Source organism: Obesumbacterium proteus (assembly GCF_001586165.1).
GTDB classification, from domain to species: domain Bacteria; phylum Pseudomonadota; class Gammaproteobacteria; order Enterobacterales; family Enterobacteriaceae; genus Hafnia; species Hafnia protea.
The window spans coordinates 2,641,301-2,666,673 of sequence record NZ_CP014608.1; the positions used below are offsets into that span (position 1 = coordinate 2,641,301).

General features: G+C 49.7%; 24 protein-coding genes and 2 tRNA genes. 11 read left to right on the forward strand and 15 right to left on the reverse strand.

Translation table 11 applies throughout. The annotated features are described in order from the left end of the window. Positions 1–102: 102 nt before the first annotated feature. Entirely contained in the window at positions 103–291 is a 189-nt protein-coding gene (locus tag DSM2777_RS12590) for a hypothetical protein (protein WP_061554123.1), read from the reverse strand. Positions 292–316: 25 nt separating this feature from the next. Continuing rightward, positions 317–709 carry a DNA-binding protein gene (locus tag DSM2777_RS12595; protein ID WP_061554124.1) on the reverse strand — a complete coding sequence of 131 codons (393 nt, stop codon included), beginning with the start codon at positions 707–709 and terminating at the stop codon, positions 317–319. Positions 710–973: 264 nt separating this feature from the next. Between DSM2777_RS12595 and DSM2777_RS12600 the strand changes: the two genes are divergently transcribed. Then, a tRNA-Ala gene (locus DSM2777_RS12600) sits at positions 974–1,049 on the forward strand. Between the two features lie 85 nt (positions 1,050–1,134). Beyond that, positions 1,135–1,210 (forward strand) — tRNA-Ala (locus DSM2777_RS12605). Between the two features lie 236 nt (positions 1,211–1,446). Here DSM2777_RS12605 and DSM2777_RS12610 read toward each other — a convergent pair. After that, positions 1,447–2,649, reverse strand: a complete 1,203-nt coding sequence (locus DSM2777_RS12610) for a NupC/NupG family nucleoside CNT transporter (protein ID WP_025800785.1) — start codon at positions 2,647–2,649, stop codon at positions 1,447–1,449. A gap of 417 nt (positions 2,650–3,066) precedes the next feature. On the opposite strand from DSM2777_RS12610, the gene DSM2777_RS12615 reads away from it, so the two are divergent. Beyond that, the gene (locus tag DSM2777_RS12615) at positions 3,067–4,302 is read left to right on the forward strand and encodes an Nramp family divalent metal transporter (protein WP_061554125.1); all 1,236 of its coding nucleotides are present in this window, start codon (positions 3,067–3,069) and stop codon (positions 4,300–4,302) included. Between the two features lie 77 nt (positions 4,303–4,379). Here the strand turns inward: DSM2777_RS12615 and DSM2777_RS12620 are convergent, their stop codons facing one another. Then, entirely contained in the window at positions 4,380–4,796 is a 417-nt protein-coding gene (locus DSM2777_RS12620) for a DUF2502 domain-containing protein (RefSeq protein ID WP_074399244.1), read from the reverse strand. 218 nt (positions 4,797–5,014) lie between these two features. Between DSM2777_RS12620 and DSM2777_RS12625 the strand changes: the two genes are divergently transcribed. Beyond that, a complete protein-coding gene (locus tag DSM2777_RS12625; RefSeq protein ID WP_174521877.1) occupies positions 5,015–5,557 on the forward strand; it encodes a sugar O-acetyltransferase in 543 nt (180 codons plus the stop codon). Here the strand turns inward: DSM2777_RS12625 and mgrA are convergent. Further along, on the reverse strand, positions 5,554–6,543 hold the full coding sequence (mgrA, locus tag DSM2777_RS12630) for an L-glyceraldehyde 3-phosphate reductase (protein ID WP_061554126.1): 990 nt from the start codon (positions 6,541–6,543) through the stop codon (positions 5,554–5,556). The genes DSM2777_RS12625 and mgrA overlap by 4 nt on opposite strands. A gap of 222 nt (positions 6,544–6,765) precedes the next feature. On the opposite strand from mgrA, the gene DSM2777_RS12635 reads away from it, so the two are divergent. Next, entirely contained in the window at positions 6,766–8,436 is a 1,671-nt protein-coding gene (locus DSM2777_RS12635; RefSeq protein ID WP_061554127.1) for an alpha-keto acid decarboxylase family protein, read from the forward strand. 18 nt (positions 8,437–8,454) lie between these two features. Here DSM2777_RS12635 and DSM2777_RS12640 read toward each other — a convergent pair whose 3' ends face one another. Beyond that, entirely contained in the window at positions 8,455–9,324 is an 870-nt protein-coding gene (locus DSM2777_RS12640; protein WP_046458108.1) for a LysR family transcriptional regulator, read from the reverse strand. Between the two features lie 107 nt (positions 9,325–9,431). Here DSM2777_RS12640 and DSM2777_RS12645 point away from each other — a divergent pair, with 107 nt between their 5' ends. The 3 genes from DSM2777_RS12645 to glk all read left to right on the forward strand — a co-directional run bounded on the left by DSM2777_RS12645 (position 9,432) and on the right by glk (position 11,794). Further along, complete coding sequence (locus DSM2777_RS12645) at positions 9,432–9,884, forward strand: multidrug/biocide efflux PACE transporter (RefSeq protein WP_040045780.1); 453 nt, start codon at positions 9,432–9,434, stop codon at positions 9,882–9,884. A gap of 72 nt (positions 9,885–9,956) precedes the next feature. Beyond that, positions 9,957–10,661, forward strand: coding sequence for an aspartate/glutamate racemase family protein (locus DSM2777_RS12650; RefSeq protein WP_061554128.1), 705 nt, complete (start codon positions 9,957–9,959; stop codon positions 10,659–10,661). 167 nt (positions 10,662–10,828) lie between these two features. Beyond that, positions 10,829–11,794, forward strand: a complete 966-nt coding sequence (gene glk / locus DSM2777_RS12655; protein WP_061554129.1) for a glucokinase — start codon at positions 10,829–10,831, stop codon at positions 11,792–11,794. Positions 11,795–11,875: 81 nt separating this feature from the next. Here glk and DSM2777_RS12660 read toward each other — a convergent pair whose 3' ends face one another. The 4 genes from DSM2777_RS12660 to DSM2777_RS12675 form a co-directional block, all read right to left on the reverse strand. Then, the gene (locus DSM2777_RS12660) at positions 11,876–12,301 is read right to left on the reverse strand and encodes an HdeA/HdeB family chaperone (RefSeq protein WP_237087769.1); all 426 of its coding nucleotides are present in this window, start codon (positions 12,299–12,301) and stop codon (positions 11,876–11,878) included. Positions 12,302–12,588: 287 nt separating this feature from the next. Beyond that, the gene (locus tag DSM2777_RS12665) at positions 12,589–13,323 is read right to left on the reverse strand and encodes a LytR/AlgR family response regulator transcription factor (RefSeq protein ID WP_046458105.1); all 735 of its coding nucleotides are present in this window, start codon (positions 13,321–13,323) and stop codon (positions 12,589–12,591) included. Continuing rightward, a complete protein-coding gene (locus DSM2777_RS12670) occupies positions 13,320–15,011 on the reverse strand; it encodes a sensor histidine kinase (RefSeq protein WP_061554130.1) in 1,692 nt (563 codons plus the stop codon). Before DSM2777_RS12670 ends, DSM2777_RS12665 begins: the two co-directional genes overlap by 4 nt. A gap of 220 nt (positions 15,012–15,231) precedes the next feature. Further along, a complete protein-coding gene (locus DSM2777_RS12675; protein WP_061554131.1) occupies positions 15,232–15,606 on the reverse strand; it encodes a MysB family protein in 375 nt (124 codons plus the stop codon). A 191-nt stretch (positions 15,607–15,797) separates the two neighbouring features. On the opposite strand from DSM2777_RS12675, the gene DSM2777_RS12680 reads away from it, so the two are divergent. From DSM2777_RS12680 to mdoH, 3 genes are all read left to right on the forward strand, one after another. After that, positions 15,798–16,130 (forward strand): DsrE family protein, encoded by a 333-nt coding sequence (locus DSM2777_RS12680; protein WP_227719161.1) that lies wholly within the window; start codon positions 15,798–15,800, stop codon positions 16,128–16,130. A gap of 485 nt (positions 16,131–16,615) precedes the next feature. Further along, complete coding sequence (locus DSM2777_RS12685; protein ID WP_061555392.1) at positions 16,616–18,112, forward strand: glucan biosynthesis protein G; 1,497 nt, start codon at positions 16,616–16,618, stop codon at positions 18,110–18,112. Next, positions 18,105–20,654 carry a glucans biosynthesis glucosyltransferase MdoH gene (gene mdoH, locus DSM2777_RS12690; RefSeq protein WP_061554132.1) on the forward strand — a complete coding sequence of 850 codons (2,550 nt, stop codon included), beginning with the start codon at positions 18,105–18,107 and terminating at the stop codon, positions 20,652–20,654. The genes DSM2777_RS12685 and mdoH overlap by 8 nt, the downstream gene beginning before the upstream one ends. A 68-nt stretch (positions 20,655–20,722) precedes the next feature. On the opposite strand, the gene DSM2777_RS24150 is transcribed toward mdoH, so the two are convergent. The 5 genes from DSM2777_RS24150 to fghA all read right to left on the reverse strand — a co-directional run bounded on the left by DSM2777_RS24150 (position 20,723) and on the right by fghA (position 25,323). Continuing rightward, the gene (locus DSM2777_RS24150; protein ID WP_237087770.1) at positions 20,723–21,547 is read right to left on the reverse strand and encodes a DOMON domain-containing protein; all 825 of its coding nucleotides are present in this window, start codon (positions 21,545–21,547) and stop codon (positions 20,723–20,725) included. Positions 21,548–21,734: 187 nt separating this feature from the next. Further along, complete coding sequence (locus DSM2777_RS12700) at positions 21,735–22,121, reverse strand: VOC family protein (protein ID WP_046458100.1); 387 nt, start codon at positions 22,119–22,121, stop codon at positions 21,735–21,737. A gap of 136 nt (positions 22,122–22,257) precedes the next feature. After that, positions 22,258–23,025 carry a molybdopterin-synthase adenylyltransferase MoeB gene (moeB, locus tag DSM2777_RS12705; protein WP_061554134.1) on the reverse strand — a complete coding sequence of 256 codons (768 nt, stop codon included), beginning with the start codon at positions 23,023–23,025 and terminating at the stop codon, positions 22,258–22,260. A 2-nt stretch (positions 23,026–23,027) separates the two neighbouring features. Then, positions 23,028–24,266: a molybdopterin molybdotransferase MoeA gene (moeA, locus tag DSM2777_RS12710; protein ID WP_061554135.1), complete on the reverse strand. Its 1,239-nt coding sequence runs from the start codon at positions 24,264–24,266 to the stop codon at positions 23,028–23,030. A 214-nt stretch (positions 24,267–24,480) separates the two neighbouring features. Continuing rightward, on the reverse strand, positions 24,481–25,323 hold the full coding sequence (gene fghA / locus DSM2777_RS12715; RefSeq protein ID WP_043492051.1) for an S-formylglutathione hydrolase: 843 nt from the start codon (positions 25,321–25,323) through the stop codon (positions 24,481–24,483). Positions 25,324–25,373: the final 50 nt, after the last annotated feature.

Below are 25,373 nucleotides of genomic sequence, written 5' to 3' on the forward strand. Positions count from 1 at the left end.
AATAGAAAAACCGGCTGATGCCGGTTTTTCTTTATCTAGAGTACGTACTTGATCACTCTAAACATTTTCTAAATCGCATATTCTATGCGCGATCTGTCAGCGCTATCTGTCATTGGCATGCAGGCATTGCAGCAGGGTATTGATCCCCTCGCGCATCGTAAAATCGGTGAGGAATATCTGCTCGTCTTGACTCATCTGATGAAAGATACTCAGCCAAGCTTTATCTGGCGAGGAGGTAATAGCGGTACTCTTCATCACTTCTTTGGCGGTAAACCAGTCCTTTTTTTTCATTATGATATCCTATCGTTCCAAAGGGCTATGAGACTGAACTCGTCGTGTCATTTTGAGTGCTAAGACAGGGATGCTGAGACTCTAAGCATCCCAACAATGCGTTAATGCCTCGACGCATGATAAAACGCGTTAGCTGCTCACGTTCGTCTTCAGTGAGCTGATAATAAATAGCACTCCACGCCTTTTCTGCTTTAGGCAGATCGGCCAAATAAAATGATGATTCTTCATTGGCGAGTAGCGCAGATACAACTTCATCGGGGAAACTGCTGATGTGGTACTCGAGCGCTTTACCTTGTACACCGCTGCGCTTTTGTTTACGCCACCCTTCAGATTTTGCTCTTTGGTTTATAGCCTGTGGCGTCGTTGGAAAACCTGCGACCCCAACCAGCTCTTTTGCTGCATACCATTCCTTGTTCATACATCTTCCTTTTGTTGCTTAAACACACCGCCGTATTTATTACTCAAAATAGTTACATATCTAGCTAATAGAATACAGTGAGTGAAGCCATAAAATAGCTTTAGCATTCCTAAAGATTGAATTGTTTTGAGCTACAAATTGTCGATAAATTTCGCTGTGTTGGCGGCTTTTTCAGCGTTTGGATTAAGAAAAACATTTAGCCGTTGACAGCATTTGTGAGGTTTCATATCATGCGCCCCGTTAACGCGATTTAGCGTCAGCGTTGGGGCTATAGCTCAGCTGGGAGAGCGCTTGCATGGCATGCAAGAGGTCAGCGGTTCGATCCCGCTTAGCTCCACCAACCTTTTCTCAGACTGGTTGGTCGTTTTACAAGCTTTAAAATAAAGCTTGAAAGAAGTACAACCACTTCTCGTAGTTTACGTTGTGGGGCTATAGCTCAGCTGGGAGAGCGCTTGCATGGCATGCAAGAGGTCAGCGGTTCGATCCCGCTTAGCTCCACCAAAATTTGAAAAGCCGACAGAGATGTCGGCTTTTTGCTTTTCTGCATTTCGTTCTGAAATTCTTTTCTCTTTCCGTTCTCTGATCTCAACGCTTTCGTTATTGATTCAATAAACGGCCTGCGTAATAGCCCTGTAAGCAACGCTACGGACTTTTCTGTAAAAAGAGATGCCGTTAGGTGACAGACAATAAAAAAGGCGCCTAAGCGCCTTTTAGCCAATCAGAATTTGCCTAACGTATTACAGGAACAGACCCGCAATCGACGCAGACAGAATACTAACCAGTGTAGAACCGTAAACCAGTTTCAGACCGAAACGAGCAACGACGTTTCCTTGGTGTTCGTTCAGACCTTTGATAGCGCCTGCAACAATACCGATAGAAGAGAAGTTAGCGAAGGAAACCAAGAACACAGACAGGATGCCCAGTGAACGAGGAGACAGTTCGGTTGCAATTTTCTGCAGGTCAATCATGGCAACGAATTCGTTAGAAACTAACTTGGTTGCCATGATGCTGCCAACGTTCAGCGCTTCGTGGCTTGGTACGCCCATTACCCATGCAAATGGATAGAAGACATAGCCCAGCAGTCTCTGGAAAGTCATGCCGTCAACGTGGAACAGCGCGAAGACCCATTCGGTCAGGCCGTTCAACGCAGCAATCAGCGCGATGAAACCAATCAGCATTGCGGAAACGATAATCGCAACTTTGAAACCAGCCAGGATATATTCGCCCAGCATTTCAAAGAAGCTCTGACCTTCGTGGGTGTTTTTCAGCTGGATGTCAGCCTCACCTTCCACAGAATAAGGGTTAATCAGGGACAGTACGATAAAGGTACTGAACATGTTTAACACCAATGCGGCTACCACAAACTTGGCATCCAGCATGGTCATGTATGCACCAACGATAGACATAGAAACGGTAGACATCGCCGTTGCTGCCATGGTGTACATACGTTTTTCAGACATTTTGCCCAGAACATCTTTGTACGCAATGAAGTTCTCAGACTGACCCAGAATCAGCGAGCTCACGGCGTTGAAAGATTCCAGTTTACCCATGCCGTTGATTTTAGACAGCACGGTACCAATTGCGCGGATGATAACCGGCAATACGCGGATGTGCTGAAGAATACCAATCAAAGCAGAGATAAAGACGATTGGGCACAGTACGTTCAGGAAGAAGAAGGCCAGACCTTTGTCACTCATGTTACCGAAGACGAAGTTGGTACCTTCTGCCGCATATTTGAGCAGCGTTTCGAAGAACCCAGAGAAACCCTTCACAAAGCCCAAACCAATGTTGGAGTTCAGGAAGAAGTAAGCCAGCAGGATTTCAACAACTAACAGCTGAACAATGAAGCGCACGCGAATGCTTTTGCGATCGCGGCTAACGAGCAGGGCAAGTACCGCTACCACCGCAAGGGCTAAAACAAAATGCAAAATAGGGGACATACAGTGCTCCAAATTATGAGGCAGGCTAAATTTCGCAGCACATTCTATGTAACGGCACAGGTAAAAACGAGACTTCGGTTGCAAATATTGAAATTGTTATAACGTAAATCAAGAAAAAAGTTAGAAAAGTAACAAAAAGCCCCCAAGGACCATGTTGATGAAAGTTTGAGAAGTTGTGATATTATTATTAGACACCATAGTTCGCTTATTTGGAAGAAATGCCAGAAGCGAGGGTGTCGACGTGTTTAAGAGCTGAAAGCGCCTTGTCAGACTCCACAAGCAAACGGCCTATCGAACGGATAGGAAGTATCGTTTAAGTTGATATTGATAATCATTATCACTTATACAATAATGGAGTTAATCACGAAGTTTAGGTCACAAATCGTTAGTGTGACTATAGGTGTTAAGGTGGCTGGTATGCTTGATTCACGTGTTGCAGAAACAACTCCTCCTGCGTCGCGAAAGATAAAATTTTCGCTGATGGGACCTGCCTTTATCGCCGCCATCGGCTATATCGATCCCGGTAACTTTGCGACCAATATTCAGGCCGGTGCGTCTTACGGCTATAAGCTGCTGTGGGTTGTTGTATGGGCCAACTTTATGGCCATGCTGATCCAACTTCTTTCCGCAAAACTTGGCATCGCGACCGGTAAAAACTTAGCGGAACATATTCGCGATCGCTTTCCTCGTCCGGCCGTTTGGGCTTATTGGGTGCAGGCTGAAATCATTGCCATGGCGACCGATTTGGCTGAGTTTATCGGGGCCGCGATTGGCTTCAAGTTATTGCTGGGCTGTACGTTGTTGGAAGGGGCGGTGTTAACCGGTATTGCCACTTTCCTGATCCTAACGCTACAACGCCGTGGACAGAAACCGCTTGAGCTGGTTATCGGTGGTTTGCTGCTTTTCGTTGCTGCGGCTTATATCGTGGAGCTGGTGTTCTCTCAGCCGAGCATTGCTCAACTTGCGCACGGGATGTTGGTTCCGGATTTACCCACTCACGAAGCGGTATTTTTGGCAGCCGGTGTGTTAGGCGCAACGATCATGCCGCATGTGATTTACCTGCATTCGTCTCTGACACAAACTTCTGCGTCGTTGGGAACCAAGGCCGAACGTTACTCTTCCACTAAACTCGACGTTGCCATTGCAATGACCATCGCCGGTTTTGTTAACCTTGCGATGATGGCAACCGCAGCGGCAGCGTTTCATTTTAGCGGCCACAGTGGAATTGCAGAGCTGGACCAAGCTTATTTAACGCTAAAACCGCTGCTGGGTAATGCTGCTGCCACTATTTTTGGTTTGAGCTTAGTCGCTGCCGGTTTGTCTTCTACCGTGGTGGGAACCTTGGCGGGTCAGGTGGTTATGCAGGGCTTTGTGCGTTTTTACATTCCGCTCTGGGTGCGCCGAGTGGTGACCATGCTGCCTTCTTTCATCGTGATTATGGCAGGGCTGGATGCGACCCGTATCCTATTGTTAAGTCAGGTGCTGCTGAGCTTTGGTATTGCTCTGGCACTGGTGCCGCTGCTGCGCTTCACCGGCGATAAAGAACTGATGGGCGACATGGTGAACGGACGTACCGTTCAGGCGCTGGGTAAAGTTATTGTGGTCGTGGTCGTCGGCCTCAACTTCTACCTGTTGGTGAGCATGTTGTTTTAAGGCTTAGAAGATTTGTTTTTAGAAGATTTATAGAAAAGCAGGTTCATTTTCGTGAACCTGCTTTTTTTATTCAGCCATTAGTGATGGCCATGCCCGTGGCCACGATCGTCGTGGTCATGGCGGTCATGTTTTTTATAGTGACCATAATGGTTGCCACGGTCATGATGCTTATATTTGTTTTTATGGTCATAGCGATAATACTTCCCGCCGCGTGAATAGTAGTTTTTCTGCCACCAGTTATGGTCACGCCAGCGGCCACCATCCCAGTAATAGCCGCGAGGACTGCGGTCACCAACCCAACGGCCTTGATGATTGCGCCACCAGTTTTGATCGCGCCAGTCATAGCCATCCCAGTAATTCCCTCGCTGATCGCGATCGCCAAGATGCAAACTCACGCCGGGAAGTAAATCGATATCAGCTGACGTGGCCTGTGCAACGCCCAGAGGCATCAGGCTACAAAAAGCAAAAATAACTGCAGCTATACGCGGGTTCATGTTTTTCTCCTTTACGGGGAAGGACGTTGGTTGGCATCATCTTCAATGAACAACACATAACGCCGTCATTCCTTTATGTGAGCTGATATTAGCATTGTGAATGTGATTACAATGTGGAGAAATGGGGGAATCCGCTGTTAATCGCGACGTTTGAGATTATTCTGGCGGCCTAGCGAATTTTAGGAGCAGTACACGTGAGCAAAAGTGAAAAACAGAAGATGATTGAGGGCGAAAACTACTACTCATCGGATCCTGAGTTAGTGGCCGATCGGCTACGCGCGATTGATTTATGTTTCCAGTTTAACCATACGCTACCGTCGCAGCAGCAGGCGCGCAAAGAGCTGCTGGAAGCGCTGTTGCCAAATGTGGATAAGCAGGCTGAGATCACCGGGCCGTTCTTTTGCGACTATGGTTACAACATTAAAATTGGGCAGCGTTTTTACGCCAATACGGATCTGACTATTTTGGATATCGCGCCTGTGACTATCGGCGATGACGTGATGTTCGCCCCTCATGTGCAGCTATATACCGCGGCACATCCTACCCATCCTGAACGACGAATTTCAGGCATTGAGTTTGGTAAGCCGATCACGATTGGCAACAAAGTGTGGATTGGCGGCGGGGTGATTGTGTGTCCGGGTGTCACCATCGGTGATGGTTCTGTAATTGGTGCTGGCAGCGTGGTAACGAAAGATATCCCGCCGCGTGTTGTTGCAGCGGGAAATCCATGTCGTGTATTGCGTTCGGTCGATGAAGATTAACTGGCCAGGGTTTTTTCGATAGCGCTGAGCTCTTCGGCGCTAAAATGTCGGTTTTCTAGCATACCCACGGCATCTTCAATTTGGCTGATACGGCTTGCACCGATCAGTACCGATGTCACGCGATCGCCACGTAGCACCCATGCCAGCGCCATTTGCGACAGTTTTTGCCCTCGCGCCAGCGCCATCTCATTAAGCTGCTTAATTTTACCCAGTTTCTGCTCAGTAATGGCTTCTGGTTTTAAGAACTGGCTATGTGCTGCGCGTGAATCTTCAGGTATTCCATGCAGATAACGATCGGTCAGCAGACCTCCCGCTAGTGGGGAAAACGCAATGGAACCGACGCCTTCTTCTTGCAAGACATCTAACAACCCACCTTCAACCCAGCGTTCAAACATTGAATATTTAGGTTGATGGATCAAGCAAGGTGTCCCGAGATCTCGCAGGATCGCAATCGCTTGGCGAGCCGTTTCTGCGGGATAGTTAGATAGCCCAACGTACAGGGCTTTACCTTGACGCACGATGAGGTCGAGAGCGCCCATAGTTTCTTCGAGCGGCGTATTAGGATCGGGGCGGTGGTGATAGAAAACATCCACATAGTCGAGCCCCATGCGTTTTAGGCTTTGGTTAAGACTAGCCACTAAATATTTTTTGCTGCCCCAGTCACCGTAAGTCCCTTCCCACATGGTGTATCCCGCTTTGCTTGAGATCACCATTTCATCGCGATACGGCAGGAGATCGTGTTGTAGAACACGGCCAAAATTGGTTTCTGCCGAGCCGGGAGGGGGGCCATAGTTGTTAGCGAGATCAAAATGAGTGATGCCTAAATCGAAAGCGCGCAGCAGCATATTGCGGCTGTTGTCGAAAAGGGTGGTATCACCAAAGTTATGCCACAACCCCAGCGAGATAGCCGGTAGCTGTAAACCGCTGTTACCGCAACGTCGGTATTCCATCGATTGATAGCGTTCGGGATTTGCCAGATAACTCATTGATCTTCCTTACACGATGACATGAAAAAAGACGATAAACACACAGTACGCCGCCTGATAATCTTAGGTAGTATGCGTGTTCACAGCGTAAATCTAGCTTTCCATCATGCTCCAGAGCCGGTTTCAACGCCATCAAAAAGAGCCCCCTATACTTTTAAACGTGAACTAACTTCTCGTTTTTTCAGTGCTTACTGCCCTGAAATGTCCATTGGGAGCATCGCAATGAGCAAGACTTCAAATAGCACGGTGTATAGCGTATCCGACTACCTCCTCGACCGACTTTCGCAGGCGGGTATTCAGCACGTGTTCGGCGTTCCCGGAGACTACAATCTGCGTTTTCTCGATTTTGTTACGGCTCACGCCGATCTTGAATGGGTGGGATGCGCCAACGAACTCAACGCGGCCTATGCCGCCGATGGATATGCACGATGTGCGCCCGCAGCTGCGTTGGTGACTACGTTCGGGGTGGGGGAGTTGAGTGCGATTAACGGTACCGTAGGCAGCTATGCTGAATATTTACCGGTTATTCATATTGTGGGAGCACCGAATAGGCGCTCTCAGCAGAAAGGGGAGTTGCTGCACCACACGTTAGGTGATGGTGATTATGGCCATTTCTACCGTATGGCGGCGGAAGTAACCTGCTCACAGGCCGTACTGACCCCAGAAAATGCGGCGGTTGAAATCGATCGTGTTCTCAGTGATGTGCTCTATCACCGTCGGCCCGGCTACCTCTTATTGCCAAGCGATGTGTGTGATGAGCCGATTCGTACCGAACTTTATCCCTTTGCCACACGACAAGATGAGATCACCGGGCTAAATGAATTTGTTCAGGCGGCGCGTGAGCTGCTTAAACCGGTTCGTAAGGTCGCATTATTGGCCGATTTTCTGGCCGACCGTTTTGGTCAAAAACAGGCCGTTCAGCAGTTGGCGGATTTACCCGGCGTTGCCAGCGCAACGCTGCTCATGGGGAAAGGCGTTCTCGACGAAAGTCAGCCAAACTTTGTTGGCACCTATGCCGGAGGCGCGAGCCAGCCCTGTGTGAAGGCCGCGATTGAAAATGCGGATGCATTAATAAGCGTGGGTGTGAGGTTAACCGACAGCGTGACGGCGGGCTTCACCCATCAGCTCACCTTAAATAAAACCATCGATATTCAGCCATTTTCAGCCAGCGTGGCAGGGCGCGTGTTTAGCCAATTGCCGATGAATGACGCATTGGCTGCATTAATTGATCTGGCACGCGAGCTTTGTGTGGAGTGGCAATCTCCCGATGCCCAGCGAGATAGTTTGCCGGAGGGACACGGTAATCATCTTGATCAACATACGTTTTGGCAGCAGGTTCAGCGATTTTTGCGCGCAGGCGATATTGTGATTGCCGATCAGGGCACCTCGAGCTTTGGCTCTGCGACTCTGCGTTTGCCTAAAGACGCGAGCTTTATCGTTCAGCCACTCTGGGGCTCGATTGGCTATACGCTGCCCGCGGTGCTGGGTGCCCAACTGGCGCAGCCACAGCGCCGCGTCGTGCTGCTGATCGGCGATGGTTCGGCGCAGCTGACGATTCAAGAACTGGGCACGCTGCTACGTCACGGGCTAAGACCGGTGATCATTTTAGTGAACAACGATGGCTATACCGTAGAGCGAGCAATTCACGGCCCCGAAGAGGTCTACAACGATATTGCCGCATGGAATTGGACGCAAATTCCCGCTGCACTTTCGGTGAATGGCAACGCGGTCACCTACCATGCGGACAGCGTGCAATCTTTGCAAAAGGCCTTCGACGCCAGCAAAACGCCAAAAGCGCTGACGCTGATTGAAGTTATGCTGCCGAAAATGGATGTGCCTGAATATCTGGCAACGCTGAGCAAAGCGATTGCTGAGCGTAACGCATCACATTAGTAAACCGCTGAATCAGTCTCAAGCGGGCATATCCAGCAAATAGTCTTTAATCCAGCTCCCTGCCGGCCCCGGCGGGGAGTTTTTTGACCACACCACGTCGACAGAAATAGATTTGGGCCAGCCGGGCACCGACAGCGGCACCAACTCTTTTTGATGGCAAAACTCTTCCACCAACGCGCACGGTAGCACGCTCCAACCAAATCCTTGAACCGCCATGCTAAGCAACAGCAAATAGTTAGGTGCAGACCAAATCAATCCATGCATTTGGGTTTGATCGCGCTCGAGATAGGTACTTAAACGCAGTTCGCGCACGGCATTGAGTTCCTCTGGGCGAATGCGTTCACGTAGCGCGAGCGGATGTGATGGGGCGGTATAAATTGCCATCTGGGTTTGCTTGCTTAACCGCGCAACGCCGATGTCTGGCGGATAGTGCTTGCGCGATTCAATCAGCCCAATGTGGGCGCGATTTTTTTGCAGCAGGTCGATAACGTCTTCGTCTTCACCAATCAGACATTCAAATTCGGTATCGGGGTAACGCCGATCGAATTGCTGTAGCAACGCTTCTAACGCGCTGGGGTGAAAGGTGTCGGAAAGCACAAACGTCAGGCGTGGCTCAACGTTATCCATTAAACGCACGGCTAACTGATCTAGACGCTCGCTGGCAGCCAAAATTTCCTTCACGTGAATCAAAACCCGCTGTCCCTGTTCGGTGAGAACCGGATGTCGAGCTGAGCGGTCGAACAGCGTCACGCCCAAATCATCTTCTAAATTGGCAATCGCGGTACTGATGGTGGACTGGCTTTTATGCAAACGGCGAGCGGCGGCGGAGAATGAACCGGCGGACACGGTTTCGACAAAGGCATTGAGTGCTTCGGGAGAGTAACGCATAAAGTATCTATTTTATCGATGGAACCTAATTTTAATATAGCGATAAACCTGAGGATAATCACCTTCTCTGACATGACTCAGAGGATTAATTTGAGGTTTTATTCCGTATGCAACGTAAATCTTTGATGGAACGCGTGTTCCACGCCGTCACTTTTGAGGCCATTGCGACTCTTATCTGTGCGCCCGTTGGCGCGTATTTGATGCAGCGCTCAGTATGGGAGATGGGCGGTCTGACGATTATTCTGGCTACCGCTGCGATGATCTGGAATATCATCTATAACGCGATATTCGATCGCTTATGGCCGGTAAGCCGCGTGGTGCGTAATGTGAAAGTCCGCATTTTCCACGCGCTTGGCTTTGAATGCGGGTTTATCGTGATTGGCGTGAATATTGCCGCGTATGTGTTAAGCATCTCGATGTTACAGGCGTTTATGCTGGAACTGGGCATCATCCTGTTCTTCTTGCCATACACCATGGTCTACAACTGGGTGTATGACACGCTGCGTGAGCGCATTGTTGCACGCCGAGCGGCTCGCAATATGGCGTCAACGCTACGCTAATGCTGTACTCATTCTGCCTGCCTGCGTTATGTTAACCCCTATAAATAATAGTGGGTTAACAGGAGCAACAGCATGAAAACGTTAGGCTTACTCGGCGGAATGAGTTGGGAATCCACGGTTCCTTACTATCGAATTATCAACGAGACCGTAAAAAACCAGCTGGGTGGACTACATTCCGCTCGGCTGGTTTTGTATAGCGTCGATTTTGCCGAAGTTGAACACCTACAGATGCAGGGCGAATGGCAACAGGCCGGTGAGCTTTTGGCGGATGCGGCACAGCGTCTACACGCTGCTGGCGCAGAAGGTATTGTGGTGTGCACTAACACCATGCACAAAGTGGCCGAGCAGATCCAAGCACGTAGTGGTTTACCGCTGTTACATATTGCCGACGCTACCGCGGCACGCATTCAGGCCAAAGGCTTAACGCGCATTGGTCTATTAGGTACGTGTTTCACGATGGAGCAAGATTTCTATCGTGGCCGACTCACCGACACCTTTGGCATTGAGGTCATCGTTCCCAACGAATCCGACCGCGAAATTATCCACCGCATTATTTATCAGGAACTGTGCTTAGGCCAAATCCGTCCTGAATCACGCCAACAATACCGCGAGATTATGCAGCGTTTGGCTGAGCAAGGTGCGCAGGGCATTATTCTGGGATGCACCGAAATTGCATTGCTGGTCGACCAAACCGATGCTGACGTTCCTCTGTTTGATACTGCGCAAATTCATGCTGAATATGCTGCGCACTGGGCGTTAGGTAACGAAGGCGTTTAAGCGTAGAACGGGTGCAAACAGCGCCTTGCTGAAACGATTTTTGTGATCGGTTTCACTATTGCGTGCCGTAGTGCGGAGTGCCCGTTGTGGGGGCTGATACGGCTGTGTTTAGATACGGCCAGTATTTTTTCGGTGGTTTCAGGCAGCATTTTTTGGGAGAAGGCAGTATGACAACGCACGCACTGGTCGGGGATGTGGGTGGTACTAACGCGCGATTGGCTCTTTGCTCGCTGGAGAACGGTGAAATCTCGCAGGCAAAAACCTATTCAGGGCTGGAGTTTGACAGTTTAGAAGCCACGATTCGTACTTATCTGCAAGAGCATAACGTTTCTGTCAAAGAAGCCTGTATTGCCATCGCCTGCCCCGTGACAGAAGACTGGGTGGCGATGACCAACCACACGTGGGCGTTCTCTATTGCTGAGATGAAAAAAAATCTGGCGCTGGAAAAGCTGGAAGTGATTAATGATTTCACTGCGGTTTCCATGGCGGTTCCTATGCTTAAGCCTGAGCATCTGATGCAGTTTGGCGGTAAAGCCCCGCTAAAGGATAAGCCGATTGCTATCTACGGCGCAGGGACGGGATTAGGCGTAGCGCATCTTATCCATGCGGCCGATCGCTGGATCAGCTTGCCGGGCGAAGGTGGGCACGTTGATTTTGCCGCCAACAGTGAAGAAGAGGATCTGATCCTTGAGGTGCTGCGTCCAGAACTTGGGCACGTTTCCGCCGAGCGTATTTTATCTGGCCCTGGGCTGGTTAACCTTTATCGCGCCATTGTGAAATCGGATAATCGTCTGCCGGAAAACCTCGCGCCTAAAGACGTTACCGAGCGAGCATTAGCTGATTCTTGCACCGATTGTCGTCGCGCGCTCTCGCTGTTTTGCGTGATTATGGGCCGCTTTGGCGGCAACTTGGCGCTAAATATGGCAACCTTCGGCGGCGTGTATATCGCCGGGGGAATTGTGCCGCGTTTTCTTGAATTCTTTAAGGCATCGGGTTTTCGTGCGGCGTTTGAAGATAAAGGGCGCTTTAAGGAGTATGTGCATGATATTCCGGTTTATCTTATCGTACATGACTTCCCCGGATTACTGGGTGCGGGTGCACATCTGCGCCAAGAGTTAGGCATGAAAATCTAGTTAGATTCTCGACGCCCGCTGAAAATAAAAAGCCTGCGCAGGACACTGAGCAGGCTTTTTTGTGAGCATCAGCAAAATGCATTAGAAATGTTTTTTGACGTATTGCTCCATTTTGCTTTTCAAATCAACAAGCTTGGTGGCAGGTGCCTTATTGCACTCTTCAATCACCATCGGCGTTACAAACTCGTCAACCTGTTGCTCATCAACGTAGTCGCCACCTTTATAGTGGGTATCTAAGTTGCTTACCCAAAATACAACCGGTGTTTGTGCCTGTGTATCAAGCGCCAAAAAATCTTCACAGGACATGTGAATGGGTGTGGTTTTAGATTCTTTGGATTTTGAACCCGCGGCGTTGGTTGATGCGGCCGGAGCGTCTAACGTTAAGACTGCGTTGTTCTGCGCATTATTGCTTTGTGAATCACTGTTTTGAACCGATGCTGCGTAGGTGTAGGTGGTCGCCAGAAGTGTGGTTAAAAGCGCTATTGAAAAGGTTTTGTAATTCATCATCGCTATTCTCTCTTCGATCCAACAGAGCAAACCGCTCATAAATACATCATAAAAGTGCCATTTCCGTTGATATCTGTCATAACGAGCGGAAGTTGTTTTGTAACACAAATAGTATATAGCACTTTTTAAAATGTTGGATTTAGATATTAGCTCTATAAATATAGTTTTTTGGTCTGTTTGTTGTGCCTTGATTAGCACTTGTCACATGAGGTGAGTAGACAACGGATCTCGTGATGAGATCCGTTGTGAGGGAGGCGGGCGGAAAATATGAGTGATGCAATTTAACGCTATAGCCGCATAAGTTGGCGGAATGCTTTTATTTTTCCGCGACTTACGGGAACTTCGAACTCAAGATCGGTGAGACGCAGTACGTAGGTGTTATTAAACCACGGTACGATCTCTCGGATTTTAGACAAATTGACGCAGTACGAACGATGGCAGCGGAAAAACTTCTCTTCAGGCAATCGGTTACAGAATTCAGTAATGTTCATAGGCATCACAAACTCTTCGCGGCGGGTATAGACTCGGGTGACCTTTTCGTCCGCCGCGGCATAATAAATATCGTTGCATTCGGTGACGATGATGCGTTCGTCTTTTATCAGGTTGATCGTTTTGGGAGCCGGTCGCGCTACGGTGTTGTTGTTGGTCAACTCCTGCTCGCGCTGGTGGCTGGCTTCCAGCTTTTGCAGCATGGTGATGATGCGTGACTCGTGATAGGGCTTGAGAATGTAATCAAAAGCCTCAAGCTCGAAGGCTTCTACCGCATGTTCTTTGTAAGCGGTAATAAAAATAATCTGCGGCTTACGCGCAAATTTGCTGAGATTTTGCGCCAGCAGCACGCCGTCCAACGAAGGGATATTAATATCGAGAAAAATAGCGTCCACTTCGTTGTGCTGTAGGTATTTGAGCACGTCAAGACCATCCTCGAAGGTGCCCACAATCTGAATTTTGCTGTGGGTTCGAATCAGGTAGCTTAACTCTTCCTGTGCTAAAAACTCGTCTTCTACAATGATCGCTTTCATAGCGTATTAACCTCCTTGGGTTCTCGCACCGTGAGTTCGTTGTGCGTAGGAACGCTTGGGGTAATGTAAAAATAGATCTCGGTGCCGGGCTCAAGTCGGCGAATATGCAGACCATCGCCATACAGCAGTTTGACGCGCTGATGTACATTGAGCAGGCCAATTTTATTATTTGGCATATCGCCGTGCGTCACCCGGTCAATGGTTTCTTGGCTGATCCCGTTACCGGTGTCTTTGATCGAGATTCTTATCCGGTTATCTTTCTTTTTAACCGCAATCGCCACCACGCCTTTGCCGCGACACGGCTGGATCCCATGCACGATTGCGTTTTCAACTAACGGCTGAATCAGCAGGCTCGGAATGGTTAAATCAACGTCGTCGATGTCAAAAATAACGGTCAGCTTGCTACCGAATCGCGCTTTTTCAATCGCCACATAGTCTTGGATTTGGTGTAGCTCGCGCTTGATGTCGATGTGTTCATCGTTGAGCTCCAGATTAAAGCGCAGGTAGCTGGCCAAATTAATGATCAGCTGGCGAGCGGTATCAGGATTGGTGCGAATAGAAGACGAAATCGCGTTGAGCGCATTGAAAAGAAAATGAGGGTTAATCTTGCTTTGCAGCGCGCGGAGTTCGGCCTTGTCTGCCATTTCGCGCAGTTGTTCAATGCGAGAAACTTCAATTTGCGTTGAGATGATCTGCGATAGACCAACGGCCATGACCTTTAATGAATAGGTGATTTTGTGCGCGTGACAGTAATAGATTTTTAGCGTACCGGTGACTTCGCCTTTTTCGCGCAGCGGGATGATAATTTGCGAATGGATCTGCGGTGTGCGGTGGGCTTCGTCGTTGTTATTGATCGTGATGTCACCGCGCTGGATAGTTTGGCGTGTGACATCGCTAATCAGCTCTTCGCCGATATTATATTGATCTTCGCCCACGCCCACGTAGGCGAGAATATTTTCGGTGTTGGTGATGGCCACCGCATCGGCATTGATATCTTCGCGGATGATCCGGCAAATGGTCATCAGAGATTCGCTGTTGATATTGCGGAAGTAGGGCAGCGTTTTGTTGGCAATATCGAGAGCCAGCTTCGCCTGACGTGCCGCGATAACCTCTTTTTCATCTTCAACGCTTTGTACCAATAGCACGATCAAACCGATGCAGCCTGCACCGAGGATCATCGGTAAACCGATGTGTTCAACGATATCAACGCCCAGCGGTTTAGAATCGATAAAGACGATAATCAACACCATCGTCAGGCTTTCACACAACATGCCCGCTAAGATACCTGCGCTCCAGCGTTTTTCTTTCACCACCCGCTGATGGATCCACGCTGAAATTATCCCCGCAATGATGCTGCTGATTAAGCATGGGATCGCGGTAACGCCATCCATATCGATCAAATAGCGATGCACGCCCGCGATAACGCCGGTAGTGATCCCCACCCAAGGGCCAAAAAGTATCCCGCCGGAAATAACCGCAATAATGCGCACGTTGATTAATGCGCCTTCAACGCTGATGCCGTTATAGGTACTAAATAGGGCGAAGGTGGTAAAAATCGCGGTCACGGCGGCCAGCTCAACCCGAGTATGCTGCTCTTTTTGCAGCAGTTGGCGGAACAGGCGAATGCGTGTCAGAAAAAAGATGCAGATCAGCATCAGAGCGGCGCGTTCAAACACCGCCAGCAGCATATTGAAGTTTTCTTGCAAAATATTATAAACCGAATAATTCAGTGTGTTGATGTATGGCGATTATAGCCATAAAGCATCCATGATGATAATCAACCAGAGCGGTAGCGCAGATTGCCGTAATGCGTAAAGGGGAGGGGACTGGTTTATAGCCTAAAATCAATCTATCGCAGATGTGCTCTGCGATAGCATAGGAATCAGCGTTACTGAAAACGTACCGCGACTAATTTTGCTCTTCCCACTCGTCGGAGGCGGCTTCACCTTCTTCAGTGTCTAACGGTGGCTCGTATTGGAAGTCATCTTCATCCCACTCGTAGAGCGTATTTTCGGTGATCCACTCTTCGCGAATTTCTACTTCATCGTAGTCATTATCAAAAATTGCCTGAGCCGCTTCACCGCTAAATAGCGGCACGCCATCACCACTTTCATCTTCGGTAGCGTGGAATTCCGCTAGCCACATGATTTCACCGTCTTGCATGACATATTTTTGCAGATTGAATTGGGCGACCTGTGAGGCGTCATCGCTGTTTTCGTGATCGGCTAAATAGGCTTCTCGTGCGGCCTCGATAGCTTCATCTAAGGTTAAATACATGTCCATGATGTCCCTCGCGATTGGTTGTGGTTATGAAGTTTGAGTTCAAGTATCAATTGTTGATAATTTCTGCAAAGGTGCAAGAAAACGACAAGATTTTTTTGTGCGCTATCTTGGCAAGATATCTGCTCAATCATGACTTTGACTTCTCCTACTGCTATGGTTCAAGCCTCCTTTTGTAGAAAATGATGACTAAAATGAAAGTTGTATTCCATGTTTCAGAATCAACGCACTGCATTCCAGCGTTTAACAGCGCCACTAATCTATTGAAAGCGCGCAACGGTAAATATACCGATATTCATATTGTGTTTACCGGCTCAGCCATCAGCACGTTGATTGCCGACAGTGACGAATCGCCGAACTGGGAGACGTTGCAGCAGGCTAACGTCATTTTGCTGGCCTGCGAGAATGCCATGCGGGCAAATAGTATTACGTTAGATCGATTACTGATGGGGGTGAGCTCTGTGACTGCGGGAATATTGGCACTGGTTGAACATCAGCAGGAAGGTTATTTTTACATCAAACCTTAGCGGATACTTCTATTTGACGGCGCTGACAAACCTAACCCCACTTAAGCAATTGTGATGTTATCGCTTTTACTTTCCTTATTAATGAATTGGTCAATCGGAACTATGGATAAAAAAGCAGCTTTTTTCTATTAATGACCGCGTTATGGCTGGCTGGTTTAAATTTATTCAGTAAAATTTTTATCTTGCACAATCAAGTCTTTATTAGGGATCTTCCTAAAAAACACTTAATGTAACATTTTGATTTTAAATGTTAATTTAATTCTAATTGACGTCGGGTATAATTAAATCCAATCCTATTGGGTTGCAACCCTTATTAGGTTGTTGTCGACGGGGTGAGTAATCAATTACTATGCTTCCAACAAACCAATTTATTACTGAGTTCTTCGTTTCGTAGAGCACCATCAGGGGGGTATGTGCTAACACATTTATTAACCACCCGGCCCAAGTTTCGCGCTTTAACAGGGCTGGCTGCATCAGTATTTCTGATGCTCGCAACAACACAGGCATGGGCGTTTTCGCTAGATGATGTTGCAAAAAAAGCACAATCTCTGGCAGGGGAGTCCTTCAAGGCACCTAAAAGCAACCTGCCTTCCGAGTTTCGTGAGATGAAATTTGCTGACTATCAGCAAATCCAATTCAATCATGACAAACCCTATTGGAATAACCTTAAAACTCCATTCAAATTAGAGTTCTACCATCAGGGTATGTATTTCGATACGCCGGTTAAGATCAATGAAGTGACGGCAACGTCGGTTCGTCAGATCAAATACAACCCGGACTACTTTAATTTTGGCTCAGTGAAACACGACCCAGAGGCCGTGAAAGATCTGGGCTTTGCCGGTTTCAAAGTGGTTTATCCGATCAATCAGGCGGGTAAAAACGATGAAATCATGAGCATGCTGGGCGCAAGCTATTTCCGCGTTGTGGGTAAAGGCCAAGTCTATGGTCTTTCTGCGCGTGGTTTAGCTATCGATACCGCACTGCCGTCTGGCGAAGAATTCCCGCGCTTCCGCGAATTCTGGATTGAACGCCCGAAAGCGAAAGATAAACACTTGGTGATTTACGCGCTGCTGGATTCTCCACGCGCAACCGGCGCATATCGCATGATTGTGACTCCGGGTACTGACACCGTGGTTGATGTGCAGTCACGCTTATACTTGCGTGATAAAGTCGGCGTGTTGGGTATGGCACCGTTAACCAGCATGTATCTGTTTGGTTCAAACCAGCCATCCACCAACGTGAACTATCGTCCACAGCTGCACGATTCTGAAGGCCTATCGATTCATGCTGGCAACGGCGAATGGATCTGGCGTCCACTGAATAATCCTAAGCATCTGTCCGTGAGCACTTTCAGCGTTGAAAACCCGAAAGGTTTTGGTCTGTTGCAGCGTACTCGTGATTTCTCTCAATACGAAGACCTCGACGATCGTTACGATCTGCGTCCGGGCGCTTGGGTTGAGCCACGCGGTGTTTGGGGCAAAGGTAAAGTTCAGCTGGTGGAAATTCCAACGGCCGATGAAACCAACGATAACATCGTAGCATTCTGGATCCCGGCAAGTCTGCCAGAGGTCGGAAAACCTATTAATCTGGATTACCGTCTACACTTCACTCGTGATGAAGCAAAACTGCATGACCCTGCGTTAGCGTGGGTTAAGCAGACTATGCGTTCAACCGGTGATGTGAAGCAGTCTAACCTGATCCGCGAACCAGACGGCACAACCGCGCTGATTGTTGATTTCGTTGGTCCTGCGCTGAAAGCGTTGACGCCTGATGCACCTGTAACGACTCAGGTGACAACGGATGACAACACTAAACTGGTGCAGAACGATTTACGTTACAACCCGGTAACCGGCGGCTGGCGTCTGACGCTACGCTTTAACGTTATCGACAACAAAAAACCGGTTGAGATGCGCGCTTATCTGATCAAAGAAGATAAACCGCTGAGTGAAATCTGGAGCTATCAGTTACCTGCCAATGAATAAGTCTACTGAGAATGCCGATGCCTATCTAAAGGCATTGGCGATGAGCGCGGAGCAAGAAGCCGCGCTCAGGCAGCAAATGACCGCATCACAGGATGTTTCTGTGGATGCGGTGCATAGGTCGCTGGCCTCAGACGATGTTCAACTGTCGGATTTAGAGGCGCTCGATGCGCCTCTTTGTTCAGTTGAATCACGTCTTGAAATGGGCTGGTCGGATACGCTGGAAGAAAAAGCATTGCTGACAAAAGATGCGGCAGGACGAACTGCGATCAAAGCAATGCCAACCATTAAGCGTACTTCGATGTTTCCTGAAAAGTGGCGTACCAATCCGGTTGGCCGCATGTGGGATGGCCTGCTAGGCAGAACGCAGCCGCCGAAACACCAGTTTAAAACCGCCGCAGAAGCCGAAGCAGATAAACGCTGGCGTAAAGTGGGCTCAATGCGCCGCTGGGTTTTGCTTATCCTAATGCTGACGCAGACTGTCATTGCCACGTGGTACATGAAAACCATTCTGCCGTATCAAGGGTGGGAGTGGATCGATCCGGCTTCAATGCTGGAAAAACCGATCATGCAGTCGGTGATGGAGCTGCTGCCCTATGTTCTTCAGTTTGGAATATTAGTGCTGTTTGCCATTCTCTTCTGCTGGGTGTCGGCCGGTTTCTGGACAGCGTTGATGGGCTTCCTTCAGCTCTTGATAGGCCGCGATAAATACAGCATTTCCGCCACGACGGTCGGGGACGAAGCGCTCAATCCGCAGCATCGTACCGCACTGATCATGCCTATTTGTAACGAAGACGTATCCCGTGTATTTGCAGGGCTGCGGGCAACTTACGAATCGGTGGTGGCAACGGGACAAATCGAACACTTTGACATCTTTGTCCTGAGCGATAGCTATGATCCCGATATTTGCGTGGCAGAGCAAAAAGCATGGATGGAGATTTGCAAAGAAGTTGGCGGCGAAGGACGTATTTTCTATCGTCGCCGTCGTCGTCGTGTGAAACGCAAATCTGGTAACATCGATGATTTCTGCCGTCGCTGGGGCGGAGAATACAGCTACATGGTTATTCTTGACGCCGATAGCGTAATGAGCGGCGACTGCTTAACCAATTTGGTTCGTCTAATGGAAGCCAATCCAAGCGCGGGGATTATTCAATCTGCGCCGAAGGCGACCGGCATGGACACCATGTATGCGCGTATTCAGCAGTTTGCAACGCGCGTATACGGACCGTTGTTTACCGCAGGTCTGCATTTCTGGCAGTTAGGTGAATCTCATTATTGGGGCCACAACGCCATTATTCGCGTGAAGCCGTTCATCGAACACTGCGCGCTGGCACCGTTGCCGGGCAGCGGTACCTTTGCCGGTTCCATTTTGTCGCATGACTTTGTGGAAGCCGCATTGATGCGTCGCGCTGGCTGGGGGGTGTGGATTGCCTATGACCTGCCAGGTTCCTACGAGGAATTGCCACCGAACCTGCTGGATGAGCTTAAGCGTGACCGTCGCTGGTGCCAAGGTAACCTGATGAACTTCCGCCTATTTTTGGTGAAAGGTATGCATCCGGTTCACCGTGCGGTATTCCTGACGGGCGTGATGTCGTATCTGTCGGCACCGCTATGGTTCATGTTCTTGGTGCTCTCAACGGCGCTACAGGTGGTGCATACGCTGATGGAGCCGCAGTACTTCCTGCAGCCGCGGCAGCTATTCCCTGTTTGGCCACAGTGGCGTCCTGAACTGGCGATTGCGCTGTTCTCAACCACCTTGGTGCTGTTATTCCTGCCAAAACTGCTGTCTGTGGTGCTGATTTGGGCCAAAGGTGCTAAAGAGTACGGTGGTTCATTCCGCCTGCTGATTTCCATGCTGCTGGAGATGTTATTCTCCGTGCTGCTGGCACCGGTACGTATGATTTTCCACACCGTATTTGTGGTGAGCGCGTTCCTTGGCTGGTCAATCACCTGGCAGTCGCCGCAGCGTGATGATGATGCTACGCCGTGGAGTGAAGCTTTCCGTCGTCATGGTTCGCAGTGTTTACTCGGCCTTATCTGGGCGGGTGGCGTTGCGGTGCTGGATCTGCGCTTCCTCTGGTGGCTGTCACCGATCGTGGTGTCGTTGATCCTGTCGCCGGTGGTTTCGGTGATTACGAGCCGTCGCACGCTGGGCGTGAAGTGCAAACGTGCCAAGATCTTCTTGATCCCAGAGGAATACTCTCCTCCGGTTGAGATGGTGGCGACCGAGCGTTACGTTGAGCTTAACAACAAGCGCGAACTCGATCATGGTTTCCTGCGTGCGGTGTTTGATCCTGCGTACAATGCGCTGGCGACGGCAATGGCAACTTCTCGCCATCATGCGCATGCTGCAATTGCAAAAGCGCGTGAAGAGCGCGTAGAGAAAGCCTTGAGCACGGGGCCTCAGGAGCTTAGCCGAGACGAACGTTTGGCGCTGCTGAGCGATCCTGTTACGTTGGCGCGTCTGCATCAGTTACTGTGGAGCACGCCAGAACGCTACCCGCAGTGGACTCAGGCTTATCAGGCATTGAAGCCAGCAGCCTAATCGCTTAGCTGAGCTAAATGCAAAAAGGGTGTTTGCCGAAAAGCAAACACCCTTTTTTTATCTGGTGATTAAGGATGGGCAGCACGGTGGGGCGGGTAGTACAAGATGTCTTGTTGCAGCATAAAGCGTGACGTGATGCTTTTTAGCTCGCCTTGATAGTCAAAGCTGATGATTTCCTGCTTTTCAGACAGTATACAGTTCCCGCTGTTATCCCATTTTTGACACTCGGTGATATAGGTAACATGGGGTGTTTTGGTGATGGAACTCAGATCTTTGCCGTTATCGGTAAAGGTCGAAAGGGTGTCATTGTCGTTTTTCACCACTTTCTCTAATCGCCCATCGGGACGATACAGGTACATCCCAAACCCCGGATTACGGCCAACGGCAACGTAGAAGCGCACCTGATCGTCGGGCGTGTAAAAATAGTACTGATTAGTAATGCCAATCGTGTTGTCGCCCGCTTCGACTTCGGTCACTTTCACTATGCGGCCACGATCGTCCGTTTTATAGGCGCTAATGAGCTGCGAAACATCTTGCTCATTGCCGGTTTGAACGGCCACCACGCTGCGGCTCATCCAACCAATATCATCCAGCACTAAGCGACTTTCCCAAACAGGGTTAGGGCCATAGCTTTGATTGGCTGCATTGATTTGTCCACTACGGGCAAACTCGATGCTGATATCGCGCAGCGTATCTTGGCTCTCTGGACCGATAACGTATTGATGATAGCTTTTGGCTGGGCCAACGATATCGCCTTCCATCAAGATAATATTGTTGGAACGCACAATGTGGGAATTACCGATAATCGGTGGAGCCGCTATCGCGCCAGACGGTATTAACGCAACGGCGAGTAGCGTTGCAGCAGCGAGTAAAGTCTCTGGTGGCCGCATCATGCTCCTTGTTGCGGTATGATTTAGCCAAATTGCGCCTAGAGTGAATGATCAGCAGGCGTAACTCGATCGTGACTATCAGTGATACAAACGTGCCTTAATTGATAATACACCAGGCTAGAAAGAGAAGGAGGACTGAATGGGCTATGCGGTGGGAATTCACAGCCCTGAGCGGTCATTATTGAGGCGTTTAAAGCCGATTGGCGATTTCAATCAGATTGCCGTCGGGGTCACGCAAATAAATAGAGCTAATTTTTCCGGTGGCGCCAGTACGAGTTACCGGCCCTTCAATAATCTCTACGCCGCAGCCAATCACCCACAAAACCACCTCTTGCAACGGCTGAACGGTGATAAAACAGAGATCGGCGCTGCCAGGCGTGGGATGTTTAGCATGTGGACGAAAAGGGGATTTAGCCGCGTGAAGATTGATTTTTTGCTCACCAAACGTAAGCGCCGTGCGGCCTTCACTGCCAAAGGTTTCAACGCCCATCCCCAAAACCTGCTGATAAAACTGGACGGATTTGTCGATATTAGCAACGGTGAGGACTAAATGATCCAGCGTGGAGAGTTTAAGCATGGGCAGACGGCTCCAAAAATGATACGAATATGAGTGAAAAAAACATCGAAGAATAAAACGCTATTAAGCCACCATAACGTTTTATCCTGATGTTATTCAACATTTACGCAACAGATAGGAGCACAGACCAGATCGATTATGCGTGCCCGCACACTTCGCAAGAAGGATTTTTAGCCAGCGTCATCGAGCGCCACTGCGAGCTCATGGCGTCGTACATCATCAGCCGTCCACGGGGAACCGTGCCGAAATGAGTCAAAAGCTTAATGGCTTCCATCGCCTGCGTAGCTCCAATAATCCCGACCAATGGCGACATCACGCCCGCTTCCACGCAGGTGAGGGCGTTCGCACCAAACAAGCGGCTTAAACAACGATAGCAAGGCTCATCGTCTTGATAGGTAAATACGCTGACTTGCCCTTCCATGCGGATAGCGGCACCGGATACCAACGGTTTATGCAAATTGAAGCACAAGCGGTTAAGACGATCGCGGATATCTACGTTATCCGTACAGTCGAGCACCACGTCAGCCTGTGCGATAAGCGTGGTGAGATCGCTATCCTCTAGCACGGCATCAACGGTGTATATCTGCATGTGAGGGTTAATCTCGTGGAGCGACAAACGTGCCGACTCGACTTTTGGCATCCCGATCCGCGCATCGCGGTGCAAGATTTGGCGCTGTAAGTTAGAAAGAGATACCGTATCGAAGTCGACAAGCGTTAAGGTTCCCACACCGGCCGCCGCCAGATATTGGCTCGCAGGGCAGCCTAAACCGCCCAATCCAATAATCAGTGCATGCGAGGCTTTTAGCTTTTCCTGTCCGTCGAAATCAAAACCGCGCAGCACGATCTGGCGGTTATATCGCATCATCTCAGCATCGCTAAGCTCTTCGGGTATCTCTTTGTTCATGTTTAAAATCTCAGCAGCGGGTTAAACAGTTCTACATCAACTAACTCACCGGCTTTGACCGAGCCGCGCTCGCGCTCTAAAACAATAAAAGCATTGCCGAGCGTAAATGAGCTGAAGACGTGTGAACCTTGATGACCCGTGGTGCGCACTTCTAGCTCGCCCTGAGCATTCGCGCTGACGATGCCGCGCTGGAAATCTAGGCGACCCGGTGATTTTTTCAGCGGAGTCATCACCTTAGCTTTTAAGCGCGCCGGTGGTTGCCAATGGGTATCGCCAGAAAGATGGGCAATCAGCGGTTGCACCAGCTGATAGAACGTCACCACGGCTGAAACGGGGTTGCCCGGCAGGCCGCAGAACAACGCGCGGTTAAGCTGACCAAACGCAAATGGTTTACCCGGCTTCATGGCCAGTTTCCAGAAACTAATTTTTCCGACTTCATCTAAAATTTGCTTGGTGAAATCGGCTTCGCCAACGGAAACGCCGCCGCTGCTAATCAATAGGTCAGCATGCAAATCGCCCGCTTTGAAGGCCTCGCGCAGCGCCTGTGGATTGTCGCGGATAATGCCTAAATCAATAATCTCGCAGTGCATTTGCTCCAGCATTAAACGCACGGCAAAACGGTTCGTGTCGTAAATCTGCCCTTCTTGCAAAGGCGTGCCTACGGGCTGTAACTCATCACCGGTTGAAAACAGAGCGACTTTCAGCTTACGCACGACCTTAATCTGAGCGATACCTAAAGACGCCAACAGCGGGAGCTCAGCGGTGCCCAAACGGACACCGGCGGCCAATACTTCAGCGCCTTGGAGAATATCTTCACCGGCTAAACGGATATTTTGCCCTTGCGCTGGCATTGCCGTAAAACGCACGCCTTGTTCGCTGAGCTCAGCCTGCTCTTGCATGATAACCGCATCGGTTCCTGCCGGTACGGGCGCGCCGGTCATAATACGAATGACGCTGCCTGCGGGCCATTCACCGCTGAACGGGCTGCCTGCAAATGCTTTGCCTGCAACAGGAAGTACGGCGTCTGGCGTGATGTCTTGCAAACGAACGGCGTATCCGTCCATCGCAGAGTTAGCAAAAGGAGGAACATTTAACGGAGAAATAACGGGCAGCGCGGTGATACGGCCAGCGGCGTCGGTCAGCGCAACGTCCTCAACATCGGAAATGGCTGATGTTTGTGAAAGTAATTTTTCCAGCGCTTGTTCAATAGAAATCAAATCTGATGTGTTGTAACAATCCATCGGTTGGCTCCGTACAGGGTTCCCGACAGCCGATCTCAGCTCAGGAGGGAATAAATAATGCGGCTATTATGGCAGAAATCGAAGGAGGGGAGAACGCTTGCGTAACCCGCTCATTGCCCACGTGCGCAGGTTCAGAGGGGGAGCGCGATAGTCATCATAAAAAATGGCCGCAGGTGCGGCCATGAAATTCAGCGTGAATGAAATCTGATCGGTATTACGCTAAGCCAAGGTGTTCGGCGTGGAAGCGAAGATGATCTTCAATAAACGTCGCGATAGTAAAGTAGCTATGATCATAACCCGGCTGGATACGTAAACGGAGCGACCATTCGTTCTGACGAGCCAACTCGGCAAGTTTAGCGGGTTGTAATTGATCCGCTAAAAACTGATCGTCATCGCCCTGATCGATGAGGATCGGGAACGTTGGCTTTTGCTGTGCAATCAGGCAACAGCTGTCATAGCTTTGCCAGAGAGAGCGATCGTCACCCAAATAGGCCGCGAAGGCTTTGCGCCCCCAAGGTACCTGCGTTGGGTTAACGATAGGCGCAAAGGCAGACACCGACAAATACTGATGCGGGTTACGTAATGCCAACGTGAGTGCGCCATGTCCCCCCATCGAATGACCGCTGATAGACTGCTTTTCACTGACGTTGAAATGCTCACGAATAAGCGCTGGCAGCTCCTGCGTGATGTAATCATCCATTCGATAATGGCTATTCCACGGAGCCTGCGTGGCGTTCAGATAAAAACCAGCGCCTTGTCCTAGATCGTAGCCCGCATCGTTGGGCACTGTATCGCCGCGCGGGCTGGTATCTGGGATCACTAACGCTAAACCTAGCTCGGACGCAACGCGCTGCGCGCCAGCCTTGGTGGAGAAGTTTTCGTCATTGCAGGTTAAGCCTGACAGCCAATAGAGTACCGGCGGCGGTGCGTCGTCGGCTGTGGGAGGCAAATAGATGCTAAATGTCATCAGACAGTTGAGTGCATCAGATGCGTGGCGGTAGCGTTGCTGCCAGCCATTGAACAGACGATGCTCTTCTAACAGTTCCAGTGAATCCACGACGTTCTCCTATCCGAGATAATAGGCGCGATGATTAAATCTCCTGCGCC